The organism is Pseudomonas rhizophila (assembly GCF_003033885.1).
Taxonomy (GTDB): Bacteria; Pseudomonadota; Gammaproteobacteria; order Pseudomonadales; family Pseudomonadaceae; genus Aquipseudomonas; species Aquipseudomonas rhizophila.
Genome location: NZ_CP024081.1, coordinates 2,741,146 through 2,762,205, shown reverse-complemented (window position 1 = coordinate 2,762,205; position 21,060 = coordinate 2,741,146). Strand labels below are relative to the sequence as shown.

Sequence of the window (21,060 nt, the reverse complement as noted above, 5' to 3'; positions counted from 1 at the left end):
CTCCCCCGTGGCGCCGTTAACCGATGCGTTCGAAGATTTTTTCGATCTTCTCTTTCAACGCCTGGGCCGTGAAGGGTTTGACCACGTAGCCGTTCACACCGGCCTGGGCCGCTTCGATGATCTGCTCGCGCTTGGCTTCGGCAGTGACCATCAGCACCGGAAGGTGCTTGAGTTTTTCGTCGGCGCGCACATGGCGCAGCAAGTCGATACCGGTCATGCCGGGCATGTTCCAGTCAGTCACCAGAAAGTCGATGCTTCCGCTGTTGAGAACCGGAATGGCAGTGGTGCCATCGTCGGCCTCGACCGTGTTGGTGAACCCAAGGTCACGCAACAGGTTTTTTATGATCCGCCGCATCGTTGAGAAGTCATCAACGATGAGGATTTTCATGTTCTTGTCCAATTCGACCTCCAAGCAGTCTTAAACGCGCCCAGCACCTGAACGCGCCATTTCAATCAATCCGGCACAACACTCGACAACGGTCTGGAGGACAACAGAGAAAGACTGGCTCAGCACATGCCAGGCCAGCCTCGTTCGCAGTGTCCCCACACTGCTGTCAGCGCGCTCGCCACTCCCCCAAACGCCCCCGCAAACGGGCCGCGCACTGGCTGTGTAACTGGCTGACCCGCGATTCGCTGACACCCAGGACCTCACCGATTTCCTTGAGGTTCAGCTCTTCGTCGTAGTACAGCGCCAAGACCAGTCGCTCACGCTCCGGCAAATTGGCAATCGCATCCGCCAGCGCGCTCTGGAAACGCTCATCTTCCAGGTCACGCGATGGCTCCATGTGAGCACTCGCGCCGTCCTCGTGCAGCCCTTCGTGTTCGCCGTCCTGCAGCAGGTCGTCGAAACTGAACAGGCGACTGCCCAAGGTATCGTTCAAAATCCCGTAATAATCATCGAGACTCAATTGGAGTTCGGCCGCAACCTCGTGATCTTTAGCGTCACGCCCGGTTTTAGCTTCAATGGCGCGAATGGCGTCACTGACCATGCGGGTATTGCGATGCACCGAACGCGGCGCCCAATCACCCTTACGGACTTCATCGAGCATCGCCCCGCGAATGCGAATACCGGCATAGGTCTCGAAACTGGCGCCCTTGCTCGCGTCGTATTTGTTCGACACTTCGAGCAGGCCGATCATGCCCGCCTGGATCAGGTCTTCAACCTGGACACTGGCCGGCAACCGCGCCAGCAAGTGATAGGCGATACGCTTGACCAGAGGCGCGTATCGCTCAATCAATTCGTACTGGGCGTCCCGTGCCGATTTCTTGTAGAGATGGTTGTAACCGCTGGCTGTCATAACACGGGCCCTGCTGTTTGTTGCACGAGACGCTCGACGAAAAACTCCAGATGCCCGCGAGGGTTGGCTGGCAGTGGCCAGGTATCAACCTTCTGGGCAATAGCCTTGAACGCCAGTGCGCATTTGGAACGGGGAAAGGCTTCATAAACCGCACGTTGCTTCTGGACGGCCTTGCGTACGCTTTCGTCGTAGGGCACAGCGCCGACGTATTGTAGGGCGACGTCCAGGAAACGATCCGTGACCTTTGTCAACTTGGCGAACAGGTTGCGACCTTCCTGCGGGCTCTGGGCCATGTTGGCCAGGACGCGGAAGCGGTTCATGCCGTAGTCACGGTTCAATAACTTGATCAGGGCATAGGCGTCGGTGATGGACGTCGGTTCGTCGCAGACCACCAGCAAGACTTCCTGGGCAGCGCGTACGAAACTGACGACCGAATCACCGATACCGGCAGCGGTGTCGATCACCAGCACATCGAGGTTGTCACCGATGTCGCTGAAGGCCTGGATCAGGCCGGCGTGTTGAGCCGGGGTCAGGTGAACCATGCTCTGGGTGCCCGAGGCAGCCGGCACGATGCGAATCCCGCCCGGCCCTTGCAGCAGCACGTCGCGCAGTTCGCAGCGGCCCTCTATCACGTCCGCCAGCGTGCGCTTGGGCGTGAGCCCCAGCAGCACGTCGACGTTCGCCAGGCCCAGGTCGGCGTCCAGCAGCATGACTCGTCGGCCAAGCTCTGCCAGAGCCAGGGACAAGTTCACTGACACGTTAGTCTTGCCGACGCCACCTTTGCCGCCGGTCACCGCGATCACCTGTACGGGATGCATGCTGCCCATGTTCGTTCTTTACCTTGTCTTACTTAGACGGAGGCCACATTACTGGCTGCGCGCTCGCATGAAGGAACAATGCATGGCAGACCATCGATGTAGGTACAAAAAATATTCATGATTACCTCAGCCGACCTGCTTGGTCGGGCTGTGGTAGATATCAGCGAACATATCAGCCATGGCTTCTTCGCTGGGTTCTTCCTGCATTTGCACACTCACGGCACGACTGACCAGTTGATGACGGCGCGGCAGATGCAAATCATCCGGGATCCGCGGCCCGTCGGTCAGGTAGGCCACCGGTAAATCATGACCGATCGCCAGGCTCAACACCTCGCCCAGGCTTGCCGTTTCGTCCAGCTTAGTCAGGATGCAGCCGGCCAGCCCGCAGCGTTTGTAGCTGTGGTATGCGGCGGTTAGAACCTGTTTTTGGCTGGTGGTTGCCAACACGAGATAATTTTTTGACCGGATCCCACGCCCGGCCAGGCTTTCAAGCTGCATGCGCAGGGCCGGATCGCTGGCTTGCAGGCCGGCGGTATCGATCAGCACGACGCGCTTGCGCAGCAGCGGTTCCAGCGCCTGGGCCAGGGACTGGCCCGGATCCACATGGGTCACCGACACATTGAGGATCCGGCCCAAGGTCTTGAGTTGTTCCTGGGCACCGATACGGAAACTGTCCATGCTCACCAGGGCGATGCTCTGGGCGCCGTACTTGAGTACATAACGCGCCGCGAGCTTGGCCAGGGTGGTGGTCTTGCCCATGCCGGCCGGGCCGACCATGGCAATGACGCCACCTTCTTCGAGAGGCTCGACTTCCGGTGTGGCGATCATCCGCGCCAGGTGCGCCAGCAACATGCGCCAGGCCTGACGAGGTTCTTCGATATCGTTGATCAGCGCCAGCAGGTCGCGGGACAACGGACCGGACAGGCCGATACGTTGCAGGCGACGCCACAGGTTTGCCTGGGCCGGACGGTTGCCTTGCAACTGGTTCCAGGCCAGGGAGCCGAGCTGAACTTCCATCAGTTCACGCAGGCTGTTGAGTTCGAAGCGCATCGAGTCCAGGGCGCGCGGGTCGACGCCACCGCCTGAGGCAGCCTGAACCGGCGCCGGACGACGCGGCTCGGCCTTGGCCTGCTCGACCAGTGGCTCGGCCGCGGTCAACGGCAATCCGGCGGTCAGAGGCTGGCCGGCGAACAATTGACGATTGGTGCCCGCGCTGGCTTCGCCGTCACTGCTGCGCAAGCTCAATTCGGCCTGGGCACTGGCGATGCGCGACTGGGTCTTGCGCAGCTCATCCTCGAGCTCCACGTTGGGAACCCGCGGGGCCAGCGCCGACAATTTGTAATCCAGAGCCGCCGTCAGCTCGACACCGCCGGCGATCCGACGGTTGCCGATGATGGCGGCTTCAGCGCCCAGCTCGTCACGAACCAGCTTCATGGCCTGACGCATATCGGCGGCGAAAAAACGCTTCACTTGCATAAACCACTACCTCAGCCGTTGGGCCCTACTGTCGCAACGATGGTCACTTGCTTGTTGTCCGGTATTTCCTGGTACGCCAGCACATGCAGCCCCGGGACCGCGAGGCGCCCGAATCGCGAAAGCATCGCGCGAATCGGACCGGCCACCAGCAGGATCACCGGTTGGCCTTGCATCTCCTGCCGCTGGGCTGCATCGATCAGCGAACGCTGCAGCTTCTCGGCCATGCTTGGCTCCAGCAGAACGCCCTCTTCCGAGCCTTGTCCTGCCTTCTGCAGACTATTGAGCAATATCTGTTCCAACCTTGGCTCCAACGTGATCACAGGCAGCTCCGACTCAGTGCCTACAATGCTTTGGACGATTGCGCGGGATACGCCAACCCGCACCGCAGCCACCAGAGCGGCGGTATCTTGACTCTTGGAAGCGTTGTTGGCGATAGCCTCGGCAATGCTGCGAATGTCGCGCACCGGCACCTGCTCGGCCAACAGCGCTTGCAACACCTTGAGCAATTGCGACAACGAAACCACGCCAGGCACCAGCTCTTCGGCCAGCTTCGGCGAGCCTTTGGCCAGCACTTGCAGCAATTGCTGGACTTCTTCGTGACCGATCAGCTCGCTGGAGTGCTTGTACAGAATCTGGTTCAAGTGGGTCGCGACCACGGTACTGGCGTCCACCACGGTATAGCCAAGGGACTGGGCCTGGGCCCGCTGGCTGATTTCGATCCATACCGCTTCCAGGCCAAAAGCCGGATCCTTGGCGGTAATGCCGTTGAGCGAACCGTAGACCTGTCCCGGGTTGATCGCCAGTTCACGGTCCGGGTAAATCTCGGCTTCGGCCAGGATCACCCCCATCAGCGTCAAGCGATAGGCACTTGGCGCCAGATCGAGGTTGTCACGAATATGTACGGTGGGCATCAGAAAGCCCAGGTCCTGGGACAGCTTCTTGCGCACACCCTTGATCCGCGCGAGCAATTGACCACCCTGATTGCGGTCCACCAAGGGGATCAGACGGTAACCGACTTCCAGGCCGATCATGTCGATCGGCGTCACGTCGTCCCAGCCCAGCTCCTTGGTTTCCATGGCACGAGCCGGCGACGGCAACAGTTCCTGCTGACGCTTGACCTCCTGCAGGGCCTGAACCTTTTGTACGTTCTGTTTCTTCCAGAACAGGTAGGCGCCACCCGCCGCCAATGCGGCCATGCTCAGAAACGAGAAATGGGGCATCCCGGGGACCAGGCCCATCACGGCCATCAGTCCGGCTGCAACGGCCAACGCCTTGGGCGATGCAAACATCTGCCGGCCGATCTGCTTACCCATGTCTTCGGAGCCGGACGCACGGGTCACCATGATCGCGGCAGCTGTAGATAACAACAGTGATGGCAATTGCGCCACCAAACCGTCACCAATGGTTAACAGCGCGTAAACCTTGCCGGCATCGCCGAATGTCATGCCGTGCTGGAAGATACCGACAGCCATACCGCCGATCAGGTTGATGAAAAGGATCAGCAGGCCGGCGATGGCATCGCCGCGCACGAATTTGCTGGCACCGTCCATGGAGCCATAGAACTCGGCTTCCTGGGCCACTTCCAGACGACGGGCCTTGGCCTGGCCCTGATCGATCAGGCCAGCGTTGAGGTCGGCGTCGATTGCCATTTGCTTGCCGGGCATTGCATCGAGGGTGAAACGCGCACTCACCTCGGAAATCCGTCCGGCACCCTTGGTCACCACGACAAAGTTGATGATCATCAAAATGGCGAAGACGACGATACCCACCACGTAGTTTCCGCCGATCACCACTTCACCGAAGGCCTGGATCACCTTACCGGCAGCGGCGTGGCCTTCATGCCCGTGGATCATCACCACCCGGGTGGACGCCACGTTGAGCGCCAGGCGCATCAGCGTCGCCACCAGCAGAATGGTCGGGAACACCGCGAAATCCAGTGGCCGCAATGCGTACACACACACCAGCAGTACAACGATGGACAAAGCGATGTTGAACGTGAAGAACACGTCCAGCAGAAACGGTGGCACCGGCAGCATCATCATGGCGAGCATGACCAGCAGCAACAACGGCACGCCCAGATTACCCCGGCTGAGGTCGGCTACGTTGTTGCGCGCGGTGTTGAATAACTGAGAGCGATCCACCAATAATCCCCGTTCCTGTGAAGCAAACTTTTGACGCCCGAAACGGGCGCAGACGGGGTATTGCAAGAAGCCTTCCAACTTTTGTCAGAGGCTGAAATAGAGGCGCTAGCCAAGGCGCTGAATGCAATCGAGGCTCGCTCCCACTGGTTCTGCATCCGAGCGCAATCAGCGCAGGCCCGAATCAGGAGTCGCGGCGCAAATCCGGTGGAATCGGCAAATCCTTGAGAGGCTCGGGGCGCTTGCCCTTGCCGGCGCGGTGTTGACGGATCTGATAGACGTAGGCCAACACCTGGGCCACGGCCAGGTACAGGCCTCCGGGGATTTCCTGGTCGAGTTCGGTGGAGTAGTAAATCGATCGCGCCAACGCGGGGGACTCGAGCAGCATCACTTCGTTGGCTACGGCAATCTCGCGGATTTTCAGCGCCAGGAAATCACTGCCCTTGGCCAGCAACACCGGAGCATTGCCTTTATCGGGGTCGTACTTGAGTGCCACGGCGTAGTGAGTCGGGTTGGTGATGACCACGTCGGCGTCCGGGATCGCCGCCATCATCCGGCGCTGGGACACTTCACGCTGCAACTGGCGAATCCGTTGCTTGACCTCCGGCTTGCCCTCCTGGTCCTTATGCTCGTCGCGGATCTCCTGCTTGGTCATCATCAGCTTCTGCTTGCTCTGATACAGCTGGATCGGCACGTCGATGGCGGCGATCAGAATCAAGCCGCAAGCCATCCACAAGGTACTCCAGCCCACCAGCTGCACGCTGTGGATAATCGCCTGCTCCAAGGGCTCATGGGCGATGCGCAGCAAGTCGTCGATATCGGCCTGCAGTACCGTCAGCGCGACAAACAGGATCAGGAAAAACTTCCCAAGCGCCTTGAGCAACTCCATCAGCGCCGTGCTGGAAAACATTCGCTTGAGGCCGTTGGCCGGGTTCATCCGACTGAACTTGGGCGCCAGGCTCTTACCGGCAAACAGCCAGCCCCCCAGGGAAATCGGGCCAATAATGGCCGCCAACAGCAGAAAGATCAGGACCGGTTGCACGGCCAGGATCGCGATCTTGCCGGAGTGCAGCAGGTATTGCCCCATGGCACCGGGACTGAGCAGTACCTCGCGGGGCAAGGAAAAATTCAGGCGCATGATTTCCAGCAGATCCAGGGCCAGCCCGCCGCCATAAATCAACAGACCGCCCGCCCCGGCCAACATCACCGCCAGGGTATTGAGCTCCTTGGAGCGCGCAATCTCGCCCTTGTCCCGAGACTCCTTCTTGCGCTTCTCCGTGGGGTCTTCTGTCTTGTCCTGCCCACTCTCGCTTTCGGCCATGGTTCAGCGCGCCTGTGCCATGTCGCGTAACAGCTGCAGGGCCTGGGTCGCCAGCGGCTGGTACTGATTGAGAATATCCCCCAGGCTGATCCAGAAAATCACCAGGCCCAGCACCAGGGTCAACGGAAAACCGATGGAGAAAATGTTCAACTGCGGCGCCGCCCGGGTCATCACGCCAAAGGCAATATTGACCACCAGCAACGCGGTAATCGCGGGCAATACCAACACCATCGCCGCTCCTAAAACCCAGCCAAGCTTGCCGGCGATGTCCCAGAAATGATTGACCAGCATCGCGCTGCCCACCGGCAATGTGGTGAAGCTCTCGGTCAACACCTCAAACACCACCAGGTGCCCGTTCATGGCCAGAAACAGCAGGGTCACCAGCATCGTCAGGAACTGCCCGATCACTGCGCTGTTCACACCGTTGGTGGGGTCGACCATGGAGGCGAACGCCATGCCCATCTGGATCGAAATGATTTGCCCGGCCACCACAAACGCCTGGAAAAACAGCTGCAGCGAAAAGCCCATCAAGACGCCAATCAGAATCTGCTCGGCCACCAGCATCAATGCACTGAGGTCCAGAGCGTTGACCGGCGGCATAGGTGGCAACCCTGGTGCGATGACCACCGTAATCGCCAGAGCGAAATACAGCCGTACGCGGGTTGGCACAAGGGTAGTGCCAAACACCGGCATGCTCATCAGCACCGCGGTGACACGAAACAACGGCAGGATAAATGACGCCACCCAGGTACTGATCTGGGTATCCGTCAGTTCGAGCATCGACATCAGGTCAGCCGATCAACTGCGGAATACTGCCGTAAAGCTGCAGGATGTATTCCATGAAAGTTTGCACCAGCCAGGGACCGGCGACGATCAACGTCACCAGCATCACCAGCAGGCGCGGCAGGAAGCTGAGGGTCTGTTCGTTGATCTGGGTCGCGGCCTGGAACATCGCCACCAGCAAGCCCACCAGCAGGCTGGGTATCACCAGCACGGCGACCATCATGGTCGTCAGCCAGAGCGCTTCGCGGAACAGGTCTACCGCTACTTCAGGCGTCATATTCTTGCTACCCGCACAAATGGCCTAAACACCGCCGAAACTGCCCGCCAGGGTGCCGATGATCAGGGCCCAGCCGTCCACGAGCACGAACAGCATGATCTTGAACGGCAGGGAAATGATCAATGGCGACAGCATCATCATACCCATGGCCATGAGCACACTGGCGACCACCAGGTCGATGATCAGGAACGGGATGAAAATCATAAAACCAATCTGGAACGCGGTCTTGAGCTCGGACGTCACGAACGCCGGCACCAGGATGGTCAGCGGCGCTTGATCCGGGCTGGCAATGTCAGTGCGCTTGGACAGGCGCATGAACAGTTCCAGGTCGCTGGTGCGGGTCTGGGCCAGCATGAAATCCTTGATCGGCACTTCAGCCTTGGCCACCGCGTCTTGGGCGGTGATGGTTTCCGCCAGATAGGGCTGCAGCGCATCCTGGTTCACCCGGTCGAAGACCGGTGCCATGATGAACATCGTCAAGAACAGCGCCATGCCGGTAAGAATCTGATTCGACGGCGTCTGCTGCAAGCCCAGGGCCTGGCGCAGGATCGAAAAGACGATAATGATCCGAGTGAAACTGGTCATCAGCATGACGAACGCCGGGATGAAACTCAGCGCGGTCATGATCAGCAGGATCTGCAGGCTGACCGAATACTCCTGAGCTCCTTCGGCGTTGGTGCCCAAGGTAATTGCCGGGATCGACAGCGGATCGGCGGCAAGCACCAACGGCGCGGCCAGCATCAGGACCACCGCCAACAGAATGCGCAATGGCATTACTTTTTATCCTTCTGATCTTTACCCAACAGTTCCATGAGACGCTGGGCAAACTCGGGGGTGGCCTGGTCGGTGGCAGGCACCTGCACCGGCTCCTTGAGAACATGCAATGCAGTAATGGTACCCGGGCTCAGCCCCAGCAGAATCTGCTCGTTGCCAACCTGAACCAGCACCAGCCGGTCCCGCGGGCCAAGCGCGCGGGAACCGACGATGTCGATGACCTGCCCCTTGCCGGCTGGCCCCGCCTGCTGCACACGCCGCAGCAACCAGGCCAGGAAGAAGATCAACCCCAGCACCAGCAGCAGACCGAGCACCAATTGCGCCAGTTGCCCGGCGATCCCGCTACCCGCCGCCGGCGCAGCCGCTACGGTGGCTACCGGTTCGGCCGCCAGCACGCTGAATGGCAGCATCAAGGCTGCGGCGAAAAAACCTTTCACTCAGCGCAACTTCTTGATGCGTTCGCTCGGGCTGATCACGTCCGTCAGGCGAATGCCGAACTTCTCGTTGACCACCACTACCTCGCCATGGGCGATCAGCGTGCCGTTGACCAGTACATCCAACGGCTCGCCAGCCAGGCGATCCAGCTCGATCACCGAGCCCTGGTTAAGCTGCAGCAGATTGCGGATGTTGATGTCGGTGCTGCCCACTTCCATGGAAATCGACACCGGGATGTCGAGAATCACGTCCAGGTTCGGCCCGTCCAGCGTCACCTGTTCGTTGCTTCTGGGCACGCTGCCAAACTCTTCCATCGGCAGGCGGTTGGAGGCGTGAGCGCCAGTGTCGGCCGCCAGCAAAGCGTCAATGTCGGCCTGCCCGGCGTCGCCGGTTTCTTCCAGGGCCGCAGCCCACTCGTCGGCCAGCGCCTGGTCATCCTGGGTGTTCATATCGTCAGCCATCATTTGTCCTCGGCGGGCAAAAATTCAGTTAAAAACGTAAGGATTCGACACCGCTCAGCGGCGTTCGATCGGCTCGATCACCTGCAACGCCAGGTTGCCTTTGTGAGAGCCCATCTTGACCTTGAAGGCCGGTACACCGTTGGCGCGCATGATCATGTCTTCAGGCATCTCGACAGGAATAATGTCCCCCGGCTGCATATGCAGGATGTCCCGCAGGCGCAGCTGACGCCGGGCAACCGTCGCGCCGATCGGCACGTCGACATCCAGCACATCCTGACGCAAAGCATTGATCCAGCGCTCGTCCTGATCGTCGAGATCCGACTGGAAGCCGGCGTCGAGCATTTCCCGTACCGGCTCGATCATCGAGTACGGCATGGTCACGTGCAGATCGCCACCACCGCCATCGAGCTCGATGTGGAAGGTCGAAACCACAATGGCTTCGCTCGGGCCGACGATGTTGGCCATGGCCGGGTTCACTTCCGAGTTGATGTACTCGAAGTTCACTTCCATGATCGCCTGCCAGGCCTCCTTCAGATCGACAAAGGCCTGCTCCAGCACCATGCGCACTACCCGCAGCTCGGTCGGGGTGAATTCACGCCCTTCGATCTTGGCGTGACGACCGTCACCGCCGAAGAAGTTGTCCACCAGCTTGAACACCAGTTTGGCGTCAAGGATGAACAGCGCTGTGCCGCGCAACGGCTTGATCTTCACCAGGTTGAGGCTGGTGGGTACATATAGCGAGTGCACGTATTCACCGAACTTCATCACCTGCACGCCACCGACGGCTACATCGGCCGAACGGCGCAGCATGTTGAACATACTGATGCGGGTGTATCGGGCGAAACGCTCGTTGATCATTTCCAGGGTCGGCATCCGTCCGCGAACGATGCGATCCTGGCTGGTCAGGTCGTAGCTTTTGACGCTGCCCGGCTCAGCAGCGTTTTCGGTCTGCACCAGGCCATCGTCGACACCATGCAACAGCGCGTCGATTTCATCCTGGGACAACAGGTCCTGCACGGCCATGTCGGGTTCCTACTGCAATACGAAGTTAGTGAAGAGCAACTGTTCGATCACCACTTTGCCGAGCTCTTTCTGAGCCACTTCCTGCACGCTGGCCGTGGCTTTCTGACGCAGCATTTCCTGGCCGACGGGCGTGGCCAGGGTGTCGAAATTCTGTCCGGAAAAGAGCATCACCAGGTTATTGCGGATCAGTGGCATGTGCACCCGCAGCGCTTCCAGATCAGCCTGGTTGCGGCCCAACAGGGTGATACTGACCTGCATGTAGCGTTGGCGGCCGTTCTGGGTGTAGTTGGCCACGAAAGCGGGCGCCATCGGCTCGAAAATCGCCGGCTGCTTGCCCACCGGCGCGGCCTCGACCGCCACGGCCGGCTTGCTTTGAGCGTTGTGCATGAAATACCAGGTCGCCCCCACAGAGACCCCAATGGCCAGGAGCAAGCCCACCACGATCAAGATGATCAGCTTGATTTTGCCCTTGGTTGCCGGGTCCTTTACAGCTGCTGCTTCGCTCTTCGCCATGCCAATAATCCGTCACTAATCGGGGTTTTCACTGTTGCACGGCAAGGCAGGAGCAAGTGTTATGCCAGAAGTGTCGGGGCACAAGGATCACGATTGGGATGCAATCTGCAGAACGCCATAAAACCAATGTGGGAGCGAGCCTGCTCGCGATAGCGGAGTGTCAGTCACCCATTTTGGGACTGATTCACCTCTATCGCGAGCAGGCTCGCTCCCACAGGGGGGGACATCTTGGGGTCAGGCGTAGAAATCGACCGCGCTGGTGCCGATCACGCTGGTGGCAGTGGCTGCTACTTCAGCAATGCTGGCTGGCAGGTCTTCCTCTACCGAATCCACCCGACCGCCGGACGATGTTGTGCGCCCAGCCTGGGCCTGTTGCTGCGCTTGCTGTTCCTGCCCTTGGGAGCCACGGGATTGGTCGGACACGCTGACGTCGACCTGGCCCATGCCCTGCTGGGCAAAACTGTCGCGCAGGCGATGCATCTGACCTTCGAGCGCTTCGCGAACGCCGGAATGAGCGCTCATGAACGTCACCTGGGTCTGCTGATCCGGAACCATGTTCACCCGAATATCCAGACGACCGAGTTCGGCCGGCTGCAACTGGATATCGGCCGCCTTGAGGTTGACACTCGACAGGTACATCACCCGGTTGACCACTTCTTCGGTCCAGCCGCTCTGATTCATGGCGATAGGCTGGTTGACCGGTATCGCATTGGCGGTTTTTGGCGTGGCGGCCTGGGTTAGCGCTGCCAGACGGTTGGCGAAGTCATCCACGCGAGTATCGCTGGAGGCGGCGGTCAGATCCTTGAGGCCCTCATTGATCAAGCCGCCAAATGCCTTTTCACCGCCTTGGCTGCCGGGGCCAGTACTGTTCTGGTCAGCCTGGACGGTGAGCATGCTTGCCATGCCGGCGGCAAAGGTTTGGACCGATGTCGGCTCACCGTCAAGCGATGCAGGGGCAGGTGTCTTGGACTGCGCCTGGCTGGCAGCGGAAACATGGCCGCTCTGCTCCATCGCCAGACGCAAGGCAGGCAATGCATCGAGCGGATCGGCCGCCGGATCGAACTCAGGATCGACCGCCACCGAAGCCTGGGCCGCTGCGGCCAATGGAGCAACCGGCGCCGCCACCGCAGCCGCGACTTGAGGCATCGTCGTGGCCACCACGGGGGCGGGTTCTGCCTCGGTTGCGACAACCGTTGCGATCATATCCGGCAGCAGCGCGGGGTCCACAGCCGGATCGCCAGAAGCAACTTCCGCCACTGGGGTTTCAGTCGTGTCGGCACCGTCATCACTGGCCACCTTGTCATCGGCCGTTGACGGCTTGTCGGCGGGCAAGGATTTGCCGCTATCGGCAACCGTCGTCTCGGAGGCGGCAGCCGTTTCGTTGCCATCGTCTTTTTTGACGGTGTTATCAGAAGCCTGGTCGCGCACCTGTTTAACCGATGGCTCGGGGGCGGTCGACGACTTCGCGGGGGCCTGGCGGGCGAAGACCTGGGCGAAGCTGGAGGCTTTATTCCCGAACTCAGGGGCCGCTGCCGGTGAATTGACGGCGGCCTGAGGCTTGGCCTGCGGGGTGGCCTGAAGCAGTGTATTGGGCGTTACGGGCATAAAAAGGTCTCCGCTGCACTGGAATCATAGGTACAGTCGAGAGAGGACAATGCAAGGGACGGGCCAACCTATTGGCAATGCTCGAATCTCAGCAGTGGAACCCTTCACGCTCTTCCCTGCAAAGCTTGCGGACATGGGCGAATTCACTGTCGATTTCGCTGACCAGCTTTTCAATCCCGCTCAACGACGGCTGTTTGGCACGTTGCTCCAGTTCGCCACACAGTTCTGCCAGGCGGATGGCACCCATGTTGCTGCTGCTGCCCTTGAAACTGTGGGCCGTGGCACTGAGCTTTTCCGCATCCCGCACCTCATGCAGCACACGCAGGCGTGCTTCGGAATCGTTAAGAAAGGTATCCAGCAACTCCAGATACCCGTCCTCCATGACTTCCTTCAACGTACTCAGTACGTCGCGGTCCAGATGAATCTCACTCACTTGTTCGCTCCCTGATCAAGAATGGCGCCGATTATGCCAGAGCCTCCCAGAAAAACTCCACGCGCGCACTACGACCATCGTCGGACCAGCAGGCCTGATGGCTCAACTGACGCACCAGGCTCACGCCGCGCCCCGACAACCGGTTACTGTCCGCAGGTCGTGCCAACACCCGGGCGACATCGAAGCCCTGGCCACTGTCTTCGACTTCAATGACCAGACGACCACCGTCACCGTGAGGCGTGACGTGCACATGAACCCGGACGTGACCGCTGTTCAATTCATCCAGGCGCTGGTTGCGCTCGCTGTAGTAACGGGCGAAACCCGACGCGTCGCGCTTGAGACTCGAATCGAGCCCCAATACGCCATGGTCCAGCGCATTGGAGTAGAGCTCCGACAGCACGCTGTAAAGAGCGCCACTCTGAGCCCTGAGCCCATGAACCTCAAGCAACAGCTGCAACAGGTACGGCATCGGGTTGAACCGCCTGAGCGTCTGCGCGCGAAACTCGAAACTCATCGACCAGTCCAGGGGACTGGACTGGCCGCTATCGGAATAGACCGGCGGTGGCGGGTTGAGTTGCGTCGGCGCGACCAAGCGCACCTCGACCATGCTGAAGTCGTCCCGCGGCTCGCCGCGAAAGTCCCGCAAGGCTTGCTGGATGTCTTCGAAAAGACAGTCGGGCTCACGATTGGCCGAAAAGACCTGTTGCAAACGCTCCACGCCAAACAGCTGCTCATTGTCGTCAGCGGTGTCGATCACGCCATCGGACAGCAGGAATACCCGGTCACCCAGCGACATGGGGTGTACTTCAGTGCGGTCATCGAACAACTGGGGAGTGAGCACGCCCAGCGGCAGGTGCCGCGCCGGCAATGGCGTGCGCACACCGCTGAGGCTGTCATGCAGGTAACCATCGGGCATGCCGCCGTTCCAGACTTCCACCGTGCAGCGCTGGAAACTCAGGCATAACAGGGTCGCGCAACAGAACATGTCCACCGGCAGGATGCGCTTGAGCTTGGCATTCATCTCCCGCAGGATCTGCGCCAGGCCATAACCTTTGGCGGTCATGCCGTAGAACACCTCCGCCAGCGGCATCGCGCCGACAGCGGCCGGCAAACCGTGTCCGGTGAAATCCCCCAGCAGGATGTGCATATCGCCCGCCGGGTTGAATGCGGCCAGCAGCAGATCGCCGTTGAACAGGGCGTAAGGGGATTGCAGGTAACGGATGTTCGGTGCGCTCAGACAGCCGGAATGGGCGATCTTGTCGAACACGGCCTTGGCCACGCGCTGCTCGTTGAGCAGGTAGTCATGGTGCCGGGATATCTGGTCACGCTGTTCCACGACAGTGGCCTGCAACCGACGCAAGCGGTCCATGGCCTTGATCTTGGCGGCCAGGATGACCTGGTTATACGGCTTGGCCAGAAAATCGTCCCCCCCGGCTTCCAGACATCGGGCCAAGGCTTCGCTTTCGGTCAACGAGGTGAGAAAGATGATCGGAACCAACTGCTCCCCGGCCAGTTGCTTGATCTTTTGCGCCGCCTCGAAACCATCCATCACCGGCATCATCGCATCCATCAGCACCAGGTGCGGACGCTGCTGGATATAGATGTCCACCGCTTCGGCACCGTCAGCCGCAGTGAGCACGTGATGGCCCTGACGACGGACAATAGTCGACAGCAGCAGTCGGTCAGCGGCACTGTCTTCGGCAATCAGGACCGTCAGCGGTTCGAGGTCGGACAACATGGCTGCCGGTCAAGCTTTTCCGGGATGAAGTTTGTCCTGGAGATGGCCTGCCTGTGGCTTGTCTTTTTCTCCCGAGCTGTCTTTCCCGGCTTCTTCTTTCGGATAGATATCGAACAGCTTGTCGAAGTTGGAGATCGCGAGGATTTTCTTGACGTCACTGTTGCTGTTCACGATCCGGATATCCGAATCTTCGCCGCCGGCATGATCGCGTAGCAACAGGAGCATGCCCAAGGCGGAACTGTCGAGATAAGTGGCTTCTTTCAAGTCCACCACAATGGATTCGGGCTTTTTGTTGAGCCGCTCGTAAGACTCGCGAAACTCCTGATGCCGCCCAAAATCGAAACGACCCTTGATCGAGATCGTCAGCTTTTGCCCATCGGGGGATACTTCGGTAACGACTGACATGTTCGGCTTCCTTGTCATGGACATACGTGTACAAGGTTTAGCACCTGGTAGAAGTCTGAGCAAGGTTTGGAACACTTCCCTCTCAAAATCCCGGCCCGATGATCAATACGGATCCTGACGCGGCAGACGCTGGGACAATTCATCCAGCAGTTTTTGCTCGCGCCTGTCCTCCAATCGCCGCGCTTCGTCGATATAACGCTGTACGAGTTTGCGCAGCCCTTCGACCCGGGCGAAAGCCTCCTGCCAACTCTGGCGAGCCTTTTCCAGGTTGTTCTGGTGCCAGACCAGACTCTGGCGCTGCTGGTCAATGGCGGTGCCCAATTGCGCAAGAAAGCCCTGGTAACCCAGCAACCATTGGCCGGAAACCCCATGGCTGCCACGGGCGATCCACTGCTCCTGGTATTCGAGACGGAAGTTTTCCAGGTCCGCCAGTTTGCTTTCGGCGACGGCCACCTGCCCCTGGAAATATGCCAGACGCTGGACGGCGGTTTTTTCGGCTTTTTCCGCCATCTCCACCACGGGCGCCAGACGCGCCGCACGACTCGTGGCCATGGCCGGTTATCCGCCGGCGACCGGAGTGAAGATGCTCTGCAGGTGCGCCTCGCTGGCGCCCATGCCGATGTTGTCGTTCAGGCTCTGGCGCAGATAGACCGCCATTGCCGGATAGAGATTGATGGCGGTATCGGTCTCACGATCACCGCCGGGCACGTAGGCACCGACGCTGATCAGATCGCGGCTTTGCTGATAGCGCGACCAGTATTGCTTGAACTGTTGGGCACGCTTGAGGTGCTCGGCGCTGATGACCGACGGCATGACCCGACTAATGGACGCCTCGATGTCGATGGCCGGATAGTGCCCTTCTTCGGCCAGACGCCGGGACAACACGATGTGACCGTCGAGCACGCCACGGGCCGAGTCGGCAATGGGATCCTGCTGATCGTCGCCTTCGGACAGCACGGTATAGAACGCCGTGATCGAACCGCCGCCCTTTTCCGCATTACCGGCGCGCTCAACCAGCTTGGGCAACTTGGCGAATACCGAGGGTGGATAGCCCTTGGTGGCCGGCGGTTCGCCGATGGCCAGGGCGATTTCCCGCTGGGCCTGGGCGAAACGGGTCAACGAGTCCATCAGCAGCAGGACATTCTTACCCTTGTCGCGGAAATACTCGGCGATTCGCGTGCAGTACATGGCGGCCCGCAGGCGCATCAACGGTGCATCATCGGCTGGCGAAGCCACGACCACTGATCGCTTGAGGCCCTCTTCGCCGAGGATGTGCTCGATGAACTCCTTCACCTCGCGGCCCCGCTCGCCGATCAGCCCGACCACGATAATGTCCGCCTCGGTGAATCGGGTCATCATGCCCAGCAGCACACTCTTGCCCACCCCCGTACCGGCAAACAGGCCCAGACGCTGACCGCGCCCGACCGTCAACAAACCGTTGATGCAACGAATGCCCACGTCCAGCGGCACGCTGATGGGGTCGCGCTTGAGGGGGTTGATCGTCGGGCCGTCCATCGGCACCCAATCCTCGGCCTTCATGCCGCCCTTGCCGTCCAGGGCACGCCCGGCGCCGTCCAGCACCCGTCCGAGCATGCTCATGCCCATGGGCAGCCGACCGGTGTCAGCCAAAGGCACAACCCGCGCGCCAGGTGCGATGCCGGCTACGCTGCCCACCGGCATCAGAAAGACCTTGCTGCCGGAGAAGCCCATGACTTCGGCTTCGACCTGGACCGGGTGATAACTGTCGTCGTTGATCACCATGCAGCGACTGCCCATGGCGGCACGCAGGCCCTCGGCTTCGAGGGTCAGGCCAACCATGCGCAGCAAGCGCCCTTCCAGGATCGGCTGCCCGGCCAGCTCGGTGGCCTCGGCGTAGCTGCCCAGGCGCTTGCCGAAGCTGGTTCGCTCAAGGCGCATCGCGGCCGTCCAGTTCAGGGGTACTGAGTTCAAGAGCATCCGACTCTGCGGCGTCTGGATCAATAGGGGTGTCAACCTGGGGCTCGTCCGGCAATTCCAGGCTCAGGTCGGCAGCAGCCGGGTGCAGTGCCTGTTCGTGCAACTGGTCGAAGAGCTTGGCCATGATCTGGCTGATGCGGGTTTCGATGGTCGCATCAATGCGGCTGTGCTCGGTTTCCACACGGCAACCGCCCGGCAGCAGGGATTCGTCCTCGACGATGCGCCAGGTTTCTTCATGACGCTCACGCAGCGCCTTGACCAGTTCGAAATCCTGAGGATTGATGTACAGCCGCACATTGCCCACGCCCAACGGCAAAAGCTTGAGGGCTTCGCGCATGACGTGTTCGATCTGGCTCGAATCAATGGCCAGTTCCCGCTGGATCACTTGTCGAGTGATGTGCTGCACCAGCCCGACCAGGGACTTCTCGATCTGAGTGTCCTGCTCGGCGATGGGCTCGAACAGGTTGAGCATCAGCGATTCCAGCGCGCGGAGCTTGGCTGTCAGCGCTACGTCGGCTTCCTGGCGAACCTTGAGCGTGGTGCTATGGAAACCTTCTTTTTCACCAATGGCGAAGCCTTCGTTGTAGGCCTCCTGACGAATGCTTTCGACTTCTTCGAGGGTCAGTGGCTGGACTTCTTCCAGCGGCACCTCCTCCATTTCCGGCAGTTCTTCCTCGGGCTCAGGCTCAGGCTCGGGCACGTGGGGATCGAAGCTGGGCAGCGACCAGACGTCAAAACCACCGACGTCCCGAGCGCGGATCAGGTCGCTGGGTGAACCATCACTCTTGGCAGACATAACGACCTTAGATCATCTCTTCGCCGCCCTTGCCACCGAGCACGATCTCTCCGGCTTCGGCCATACGGCGGGCGATGGTGAGGATTTCCTTTTGTGCGGTTTCCACGTCGCTGACACGTACCGGGCCCTTGGCCTCGAGATCGTCGCGCAACAGTTCGGCCGCCCGTTTGGACATGTTCTTGAAGATCTTTTCCTTGACGCCTTCGTCCGACCCCTTGAGGGCCAGTACCAGGACGTCGGAGGACACTTCGCGCAACAGCGCCTGAATGCCGCGATCGTCGACATCGGACAGGTTGTTGAACACGAACATGAGGTCTTCGATCTGACCGGACAGGTCTTCGTCGAACTCGCGGATCGAGTCCATGAGCTGGCCTTCGATCGAACTGTCGAGGAAGTTCATGATGTCCGCCGCGCGCTTGATGCCACCCAGAGTGGTGCGCGAGGCATTGGAGTTACCCGAGAACTGCTTCTCGAGAATCTGGTTCAATTCTTTCAGGGCCGCCGGCTGCACGGTATTGAGCGACGATACCCGCAGGATGATGTCCAGGCGCACCTTATGATCGAAGTTGCCCAGCACTTCACCGGCCTGGTCCGGGTCGAGGTAAGCCACCACGATCGCCTGGATCTGCGGGTGCTCGTAACGAATCACGTCAGCCACCGCGCGCGGCTCCATCCACTTGAGGCTGTCCAGGCCGCTGGTATTGCCGCCCAGCAGAATCCGGTCGATCAGGCCATTGGCCTTGTCCTCGCCCAGGGCCTGGGTGAGCATTTTGCGCACGTAGTCGTCAGATCCGACGCCCAGGCTGGTCTGGTCGCCGACGATGTCGACGAACTCGCTCATCACCTGTTCGACCTGCTCACGGTGCACGTTGCCCATCTGCGCCATGGCCACGCCCACGCGCTGGACCTCCTTGGGCCCCATGTGACGCAACACTTGGGCGGCGTCGGTCGATCCCAGGGACAGCAGCAAAATCGCGGCTTTGTCGACCCGGGACAATTTGGCAACAGCGGCTCGATTATCACTCATCTGCGTTAATCCACTCTTTCACGACCTGGGCCACACGACCCGGATCTTCTGCCACCAGACTCTTGATAGCGTTCAACTGAGCGTCATAGCCTTCGCTCGGGCTTGGCAACAGAATGCTCTGCGGCCCGCCGAGGCTGACGCGATCATTGGCCAACTCGCCATCCAGGCCGCCCATGCCTCCCAGCTCTACATCACCCAAGCCAGCCAACTGCTTGTTCTTGCCGCCACCGGTAATGTTGTTGAGCACCGGACGCAGCACGCCGAACACCAGGATCAGGATGAACAGCACACCCAATACTTGCTTGACCACATCCCAGAACCAGGGTTGCGAATAAAATGGAATGTCGGCGATTTCTTCGCCGCGCTCCTGGGAGAACGGCACGTTGATCACGCTCACGCTGTCGCCACGGCTGGCGTCGAAACCGACCGCGTCCTGCACCAGGCGAGTGAACCGCGCCAGTTCGTCGGCACTCCACGGCGCACGGCTGGTTTCGCCATTGGCCGGGTTGATCTTGACCTGATCGTCCACCACCACCGCGACCGACAGGCGATTCAAACGGCCCTGCTGCTGCTTGGTGTGGCTGATGGAACGGTCGAGCTCGAAGTTCTTGGTCGATTGTTGGCGCTTGTCGGCCGGGTACGGCGCCAGCATCGGCTGACCGGTGGCCGGATCCATGATCTGTTGGCCGTTGGCGTCGATCAGCGGCTGGCCCGGTTGCACCATGCCAGCGGCCGCAGTGGCACCACCGGTGGTCTGGGGCGCGCTGGCCGGCGACGGCGGTTGGTTGCTAAGCGCACCAGGCACGCCTTGCGGGCCATTGCTGGCGGTGCGTTGCTCGTTCACCGACTGTTCGCTGCGCAACGCCGGTTGATCAGGGTTGAACTGTTCGGACGTCGATTCGACGGAGCTGAAATCCACATCGGCCGACACCTCGGCCTTGTAGCGGTCGTTACCCAGGATCGGTTGCAGGATGTTGTGCACCCGCTGAGTCAGCATGCCTTCCATGCGACGGCTGTAGTCGAATTGCTTGCCGGCCATGGTCAGAGCAGAGTTCTCCGCCTGATCGGACAACAGGTTGCCCTTCTGGTCGACCACGGTGATCTGGGACTTGCTCAACTCGGGAACACTGGTAGCCACCAGATTGACGATGGCCACGACCTGGCTGGGCTCCAAAGAGCGACCGGAATACAGTTCAACCAGTACCGAGGCGCTTGGCTTGCGCTCATCGCGCACAAACACCGAGCTTTTTGGAATCGCCAGGTGCACACGGGCACCCTTGACGTTGTTCAGACTGGCAATGGTGCGCGCCAATTCGCCTTCAAGGCCGCGACGATAACGGGTCGCCTCCATGAACTGGCTGGTACCCAGGCCCTGGTCCTTGTCGAGGATCTCGAAACCGATATTGCCATCGGTGGGCGTTACGCCAGCAGCGGCGAGCTTGAGGCGCGCGCGCGCCACGTCGTCGGCCTTGACCAGCAAGGCGCCGGAATTGGGTTCGACGGTATAAGGAATGTCGGCGGCAGCCAGGGTTTCCATGACTTGCTTGGCGTCCATGCCCTCCAGACTGCCGTACAAAGGACGGTAGTCTGGCTGCTGGGACCACAGCACCACGGCAAACCCGATCGCCACGCTGGCAGCCAGGCCGACCAACAGGCCCACCTGACGCAGCATGGTCATCTCGGAGAGGTTTTCCAGGAAGGACAGACCGAACAGCGGCGGTTTGCCGTCGGGCGGAGTGGCCTTGGCCGGAACGTTATCAGCGACTGCTTCTGCCATGACTCA

The 21,060-nt window shown here is 60.4% G+C and carries 22 protein-coding genes; all 22 read right to left on the bottom strand.

The features are described 5' to 3' along the window. Window positions 1-16: 16 nt before the first annotated feature. Window positions 17-388 carry a chemotaxis response regulator CheY gene (locus CRX69_RS13015; RefSeq protein WP_003183998.1) on the bottom strand — a complete coding sequence of 124 codons (372 nt, stop codon included), beginning with the start codon at window positions 386-388 and terminating at the stop codon, window positions 17-19. A 166-nt stretch (window positions 389-554) separates the two neighbouring features. Continuing rightward, entirely contained in the window at window positions 555-1,298 is a 744-nt protein-coding gene (gene fliA / locus CRX69_RS13010; protein WP_003184000.1) for an RNA polymerase sigma factor FliA, read from the bottom strand. Further along, window positions 1,295-2,125 (bottom strand): flagellar synthesis regulator FleN, encoded by an 831-nt coding sequence (gene fleN / locus CRX69_RS13005; RefSeq protein WP_003184001.1) that lies wholly within the window; start codon window positions 2,123-2,125, stop codon window positions 1,295-1,297. The genes fliA and fleN overlap by 4 nt, the downstream gene beginning before the upstream one ends. Before the next feature lie 117 nt (window positions 2,126-2,242). After that, entirely contained in the window at window positions 2,243-3,592 is a 1,350-nt protein-coding gene (flhF, locus tag CRX69_RS13000; protein ID WP_107322135.1) for a flagellar biosynthesis GTPase FlhF, read from the bottom strand. A gap of 11 nt (window positions 3,593-3,603) precedes the next feature. After that, window positions 3,604-5,733, bottom strand: coding sequence for a flagellar biosynthesis protein FlhA (gene flhA / locus CRX69_RS12995; RefSeq protein ID WP_047226414.1), 2,130 nt, complete (start codon window positions 5,731-5,733; stop codon window positions 3,604-3,606). Between the two features lie 181 nt (window positions 5,734-5,914). Further along, window positions 5,915-7,051 carry a flagellar biosynthesis protein FlhB gene (flhB, locus tag CRX69_RS12990; RefSeq protein ID WP_047226260.1) on the bottom strand — a complete coding sequence of 379 codons (1,137 nt, stop codon included), beginning with the start codon at window positions 7,049-7,051 and terminating at the stop codon, window positions 5,915-5,917. 3 nt (window positions 7,052-7,054) lie between these two features. Further along, window positions 7,055-7,837, bottom strand: a complete 783-nt coding sequence (gene fliR / locus CRX69_RS12985; RefSeq protein WP_107322134.1) for a flagellar biosynthetic protein FliR — start codon at window positions 7,835-7,837, stop codon at window positions 7,055-7,057. A gap of 4 nt (window positions 7,838-7,841) precedes the next feature. Beyond that, window positions 7,842-8,111: a flagellar biosynthesis protein FliQ gene (gene fliQ / locus CRX69_RS12980; RefSeq protein WP_047226258.1), complete on the bottom strand. Its 270-nt coding sequence runs from the start codon at window positions 8,109-8,111 to the stop codon at window positions 7,842-7,844. Window positions 8,112-8,135: 24 nt separating this feature from the next. Then, a complete protein-coding gene (gene fliP / locus CRX69_RS12975; RefSeq protein ID WP_047226257.1) occupies window positions 8,136-8,885 on the bottom strand; it encodes a flagellar type III secretion system pore protein FliP in 750 nt (249 codons plus the stop codon). Further along, a complete protein-coding gene (gene fliO, locus CRX69_RS12970) occupies window positions 8,885-9,322 on the bottom strand; it encodes a flagellar biosynthetic protein FliO (protein WP_047226256.1) in 438 nt (145 codons plus the stop codon). Before fliO ends, fliP begins: the two co-directional genes overlap by 1 nt. After that, the gene (gene fliN / locus CRX69_RS12965; protein WP_047226255.1) at window positions 9,323-9,781 is read right to left on the bottom strand and encodes a flagellar motor switch protein FliN; all 459 of its coding nucleotides are present in this window, start codon (window positions 9,779-9,781) and stop codon (window positions 9,323-9,325) included. It abuts the gene before it with no gap. Window positions 9,782-9,835: 54 nt separating this feature from the next. Then, window positions 9,836-10,804 carry a flagellar motor switch protein FliM gene (gene fliM, locus CRX69_RS12960; protein ID WP_003184019.1) on the bottom strand — a complete coding sequence of 323 codons (969 nt, stop codon included), beginning with the start codon at window positions 10,802-10,804 and terminating at the stop codon, window positions 9,836-9,838. Window positions 10,805-10,813: 9 nt separating this feature from the next. Further along, window positions 10,814-11,317 (bottom strand): flagellar basal body-associated protein FliL, encoded by a 504-nt coding sequence (fliL, locus tag CRX69_RS12955; protein ID WP_047226254.1) that lies wholly within the window; start codon window positions 11,315-11,317, stop codon window positions 10,814-10,816. A gap of 234 nt (window positions 11,318-11,551) precedes the next feature. Further along, on the bottom strand, window positions 11,552-12,922 hold the full coding sequence (locus CRX69_RS12950; RefSeq protein ID WP_107322133.1) for a flagellar hook-length control protein FliK: 1,371 nt from the start codon (window positions 12,920-12,922) through the stop codon (window positions 11,552-11,554). 88 nt (window positions 12,923-13,010) lie between these two features. Next, the gene (locus CRX69_RS12945) at window positions 13,011-13,355 is read right to left on the bottom strand and encodes an Hpt domain-containing protein (protein WP_107322132.1); all 345 of its coding nucleotides are present in this window, start codon (window positions 13,353-13,355) and stop codon (window positions 13,011-13,013) included. 31 nt (window positions 13,356-13,386) lie between these two features. Beyond that, window positions 13,387-15,093, bottom strand: a complete 1,707-nt coding sequence (locus CRX69_RS12940) for an ATP-binding SpoIIE family protein phosphatase (RefSeq protein ID WP_047226251.1) — start codon at window positions 15,091-15,093, stop codon at window positions 13,387-13,389. Between the two features lie 9 nt (window positions 15,094-15,102). Continuing rightward, window positions 15,103-15,498 carry an STAS domain-containing protein gene (locus CRX69_RS12935; RefSeq protein ID WP_331717220.1) on the bottom strand — a complete coding sequence of 132 codons (396 nt, stop codon included), beginning with the start codon at window positions 15,496-15,498 and terminating at the stop codon, window positions 15,103-15,105. A 102-nt stretch (window positions 15,499-15,600) separates the two neighbouring features. Continuing rightward, complete coding sequence (gene fliJ, locus CRX69_RS12930; protein WP_047226250.1) at window positions 15,601-16,050, bottom strand: flagellar export protein FliJ; 450 nt, start codon at window positions 16,048-16,050, stop codon at window positions 15,601-15,603. 6 nt (window positions 16,051-16,056) lie between these two features. Beyond that, window positions 16,057-17,415 carry a flagellar protein export ATPase FliI gene (gene fliI / locus CRX69_RS12925; RefSeq protein WP_047226249.1) on the bottom strand — a complete coding sequence of 453 codons (1,359 nt, stop codon included), beginning with the start codon at window positions 17,413-17,415 and terminating at the stop codon, window positions 16,057-16,059. Then, a complete protein-coding gene (gene fliH, locus CRX69_RS12920) occupies window positions 17,405-18,250 on the bottom strand; it encodes a flagellar assembly protein FliH (RefSeq protein WP_047226248.1) in 846 nt (281 codons plus the stop codon). The genes fliI and fliH overlap by 11 nt, the downstream gene beginning before the upstream one ends. A gap of 7 nt (window positions 18,251-18,257) precedes the next feature. After that, complete coding sequence (gene fliG, locus CRX69_RS12915) at window positions 18,258-19,277, bottom strand: flagellar motor switch protein FliG (RefSeq protein ID WP_003199086.1); 1,020 nt, start codon at window positions 19,275-19,277, stop codon at window positions 18,258-18,260. Beyond that, on the bottom strand, window positions 19,270-21,054 hold the full coding sequence (gene fliF / locus CRX69_RS12910) for a flagellar basal-body MS-ring/collar protein FliF (RefSeq protein WP_047226247.1): 1,785 nt from the start codon (window positions 21,052-21,054) through the stop codon (window positions 19,270-19,272). The genes fliG and fliF overlap by 8 nt, the downstream gene beginning before the upstream one ends. Window positions 21,055-21,060: the final 6 nt, after the last annotated feature.

Coding starts and splice junctions, on each gene's coding strand:
- CRX69_RS13015 (WP_003183998.1), bottom strand. CDS start 388: ATGAAAATCCTCATCGTTGATGACTTCTCAACGATGCGGCGGATCATA.
- fliA (WP_003184000.1), bottom strand. CDS start 1,298: ATGACAGCCAGCGGTTACAACCATCTCTACAAGAAATCGGCACGGGAC.
- fleN (WP_003184001.1), bottom strand. CDS start 2,125: ATGGGCAGCATGCATCCCGTACAGGTGATCGCGGTGACCGGCGGCAAA.
- flhF (WP_107322135.1), bottom strand. CDS start 3,592: ATGCAAGTGAAGCGTTTTTTCGCCGCCGATATGCGTCAGGCCATGAAG.
- flhB (WP_047226260.1), bottom strand. CDS start 7,051: ATGGCCGAAAGCGAGAGTGGGCAGGACAAGACAGAAGACCCCACGGAG.
- fliR (WP_107322134.1), bottom strand. CDS start 7,837: ATGTCGATGCTCGAACTGACGGATACCCAGATCAGTACCTGGGTGGCG.
- fliQ (WP_047226258.1), bottom strand. CDS start 8,111: ATGACGCCTGAAGTAGCGGTAGACCTGTTCCGCGAAGCGCTCTGGCTG.
- fliP (WP_047226257.1), bottom strand. CDS start 8,885: ATGCCATTGCGCATTCTGTTGGCGGTGGTCCTGATGCTGGCCGCGCCG.
- fliN (WP_047226255.1), bottom strand. CDS start 9,781: ATGGCTGACGATATGAACACCCAGGATGACCAGGCGCTGGCCGACGAG.
- fliM (WP_003184019.1), bottom strand. CDS start 10,804: ATGGCCGTGCAGGACCTGTTGTCCCAGGATGAAATCGACGCGCTGTTG.
- fliL (WP_047226254.1), bottom strand. CDS start 11,317: ATGGCGAAGAGCGAAGCAGCAGCTGTAAAGGACCCGGCAACCAAGGGC.
- CRX69_RS12950 (WP_107322133.1), bottom strand. CDS start 12,922: ATGCCCGTAACGCCCAATACACTGCTTCAGGCCACCCCGCAGGCCAAG.
- CRX69_RS12940 (WP_047226251.1), bottom strand. CDS start 15,093: ATGTTGTCCGACCTCGAACCGCTGACGGTCCTGATTGCCGAAGACAGT.
- CRX69_RS12935 (WP_331717220.1), bottom strand. CDS start 15,498: ATGTCAGTCGTTACCGAAGTATCCCCCGATGGGCAAAAGCTGACGATC.
- fliJ (WP_047226250.1), bottom strand. CDS start 16,050: ATGGCCACGAGTCGTGCGGCGCGTCTGGCGCCCGTGGTGGAGATGGCG.
- fliI (WP_047226249.1), bottom strand. CDS start 17,415: ATGCGCCTTGAGCGAACCAGCTTCGGCAAGCGCCTGGGCAGCTACGCC.
- fliH (WP_047226248.1), bottom strand. CDS start 18,250: ATGTCTGCCAAGAGTGATGGTTCACCCAGCGACCTGATCCGCGCTCGG.
- fliG (WP_003199086.1), bottom strand. CDS start 19,277: ATGAGTGATAATCGAGCCGCTGTTGCCAAATTGTCCCGGGTCGACAAA.
- fliF (WP_047226247.1), bottom strand. CDS start 21,054: ATGGCAGAAGCAGTCGCTGATAACGTTCCGGCCAAGGCCACTCCGCCC.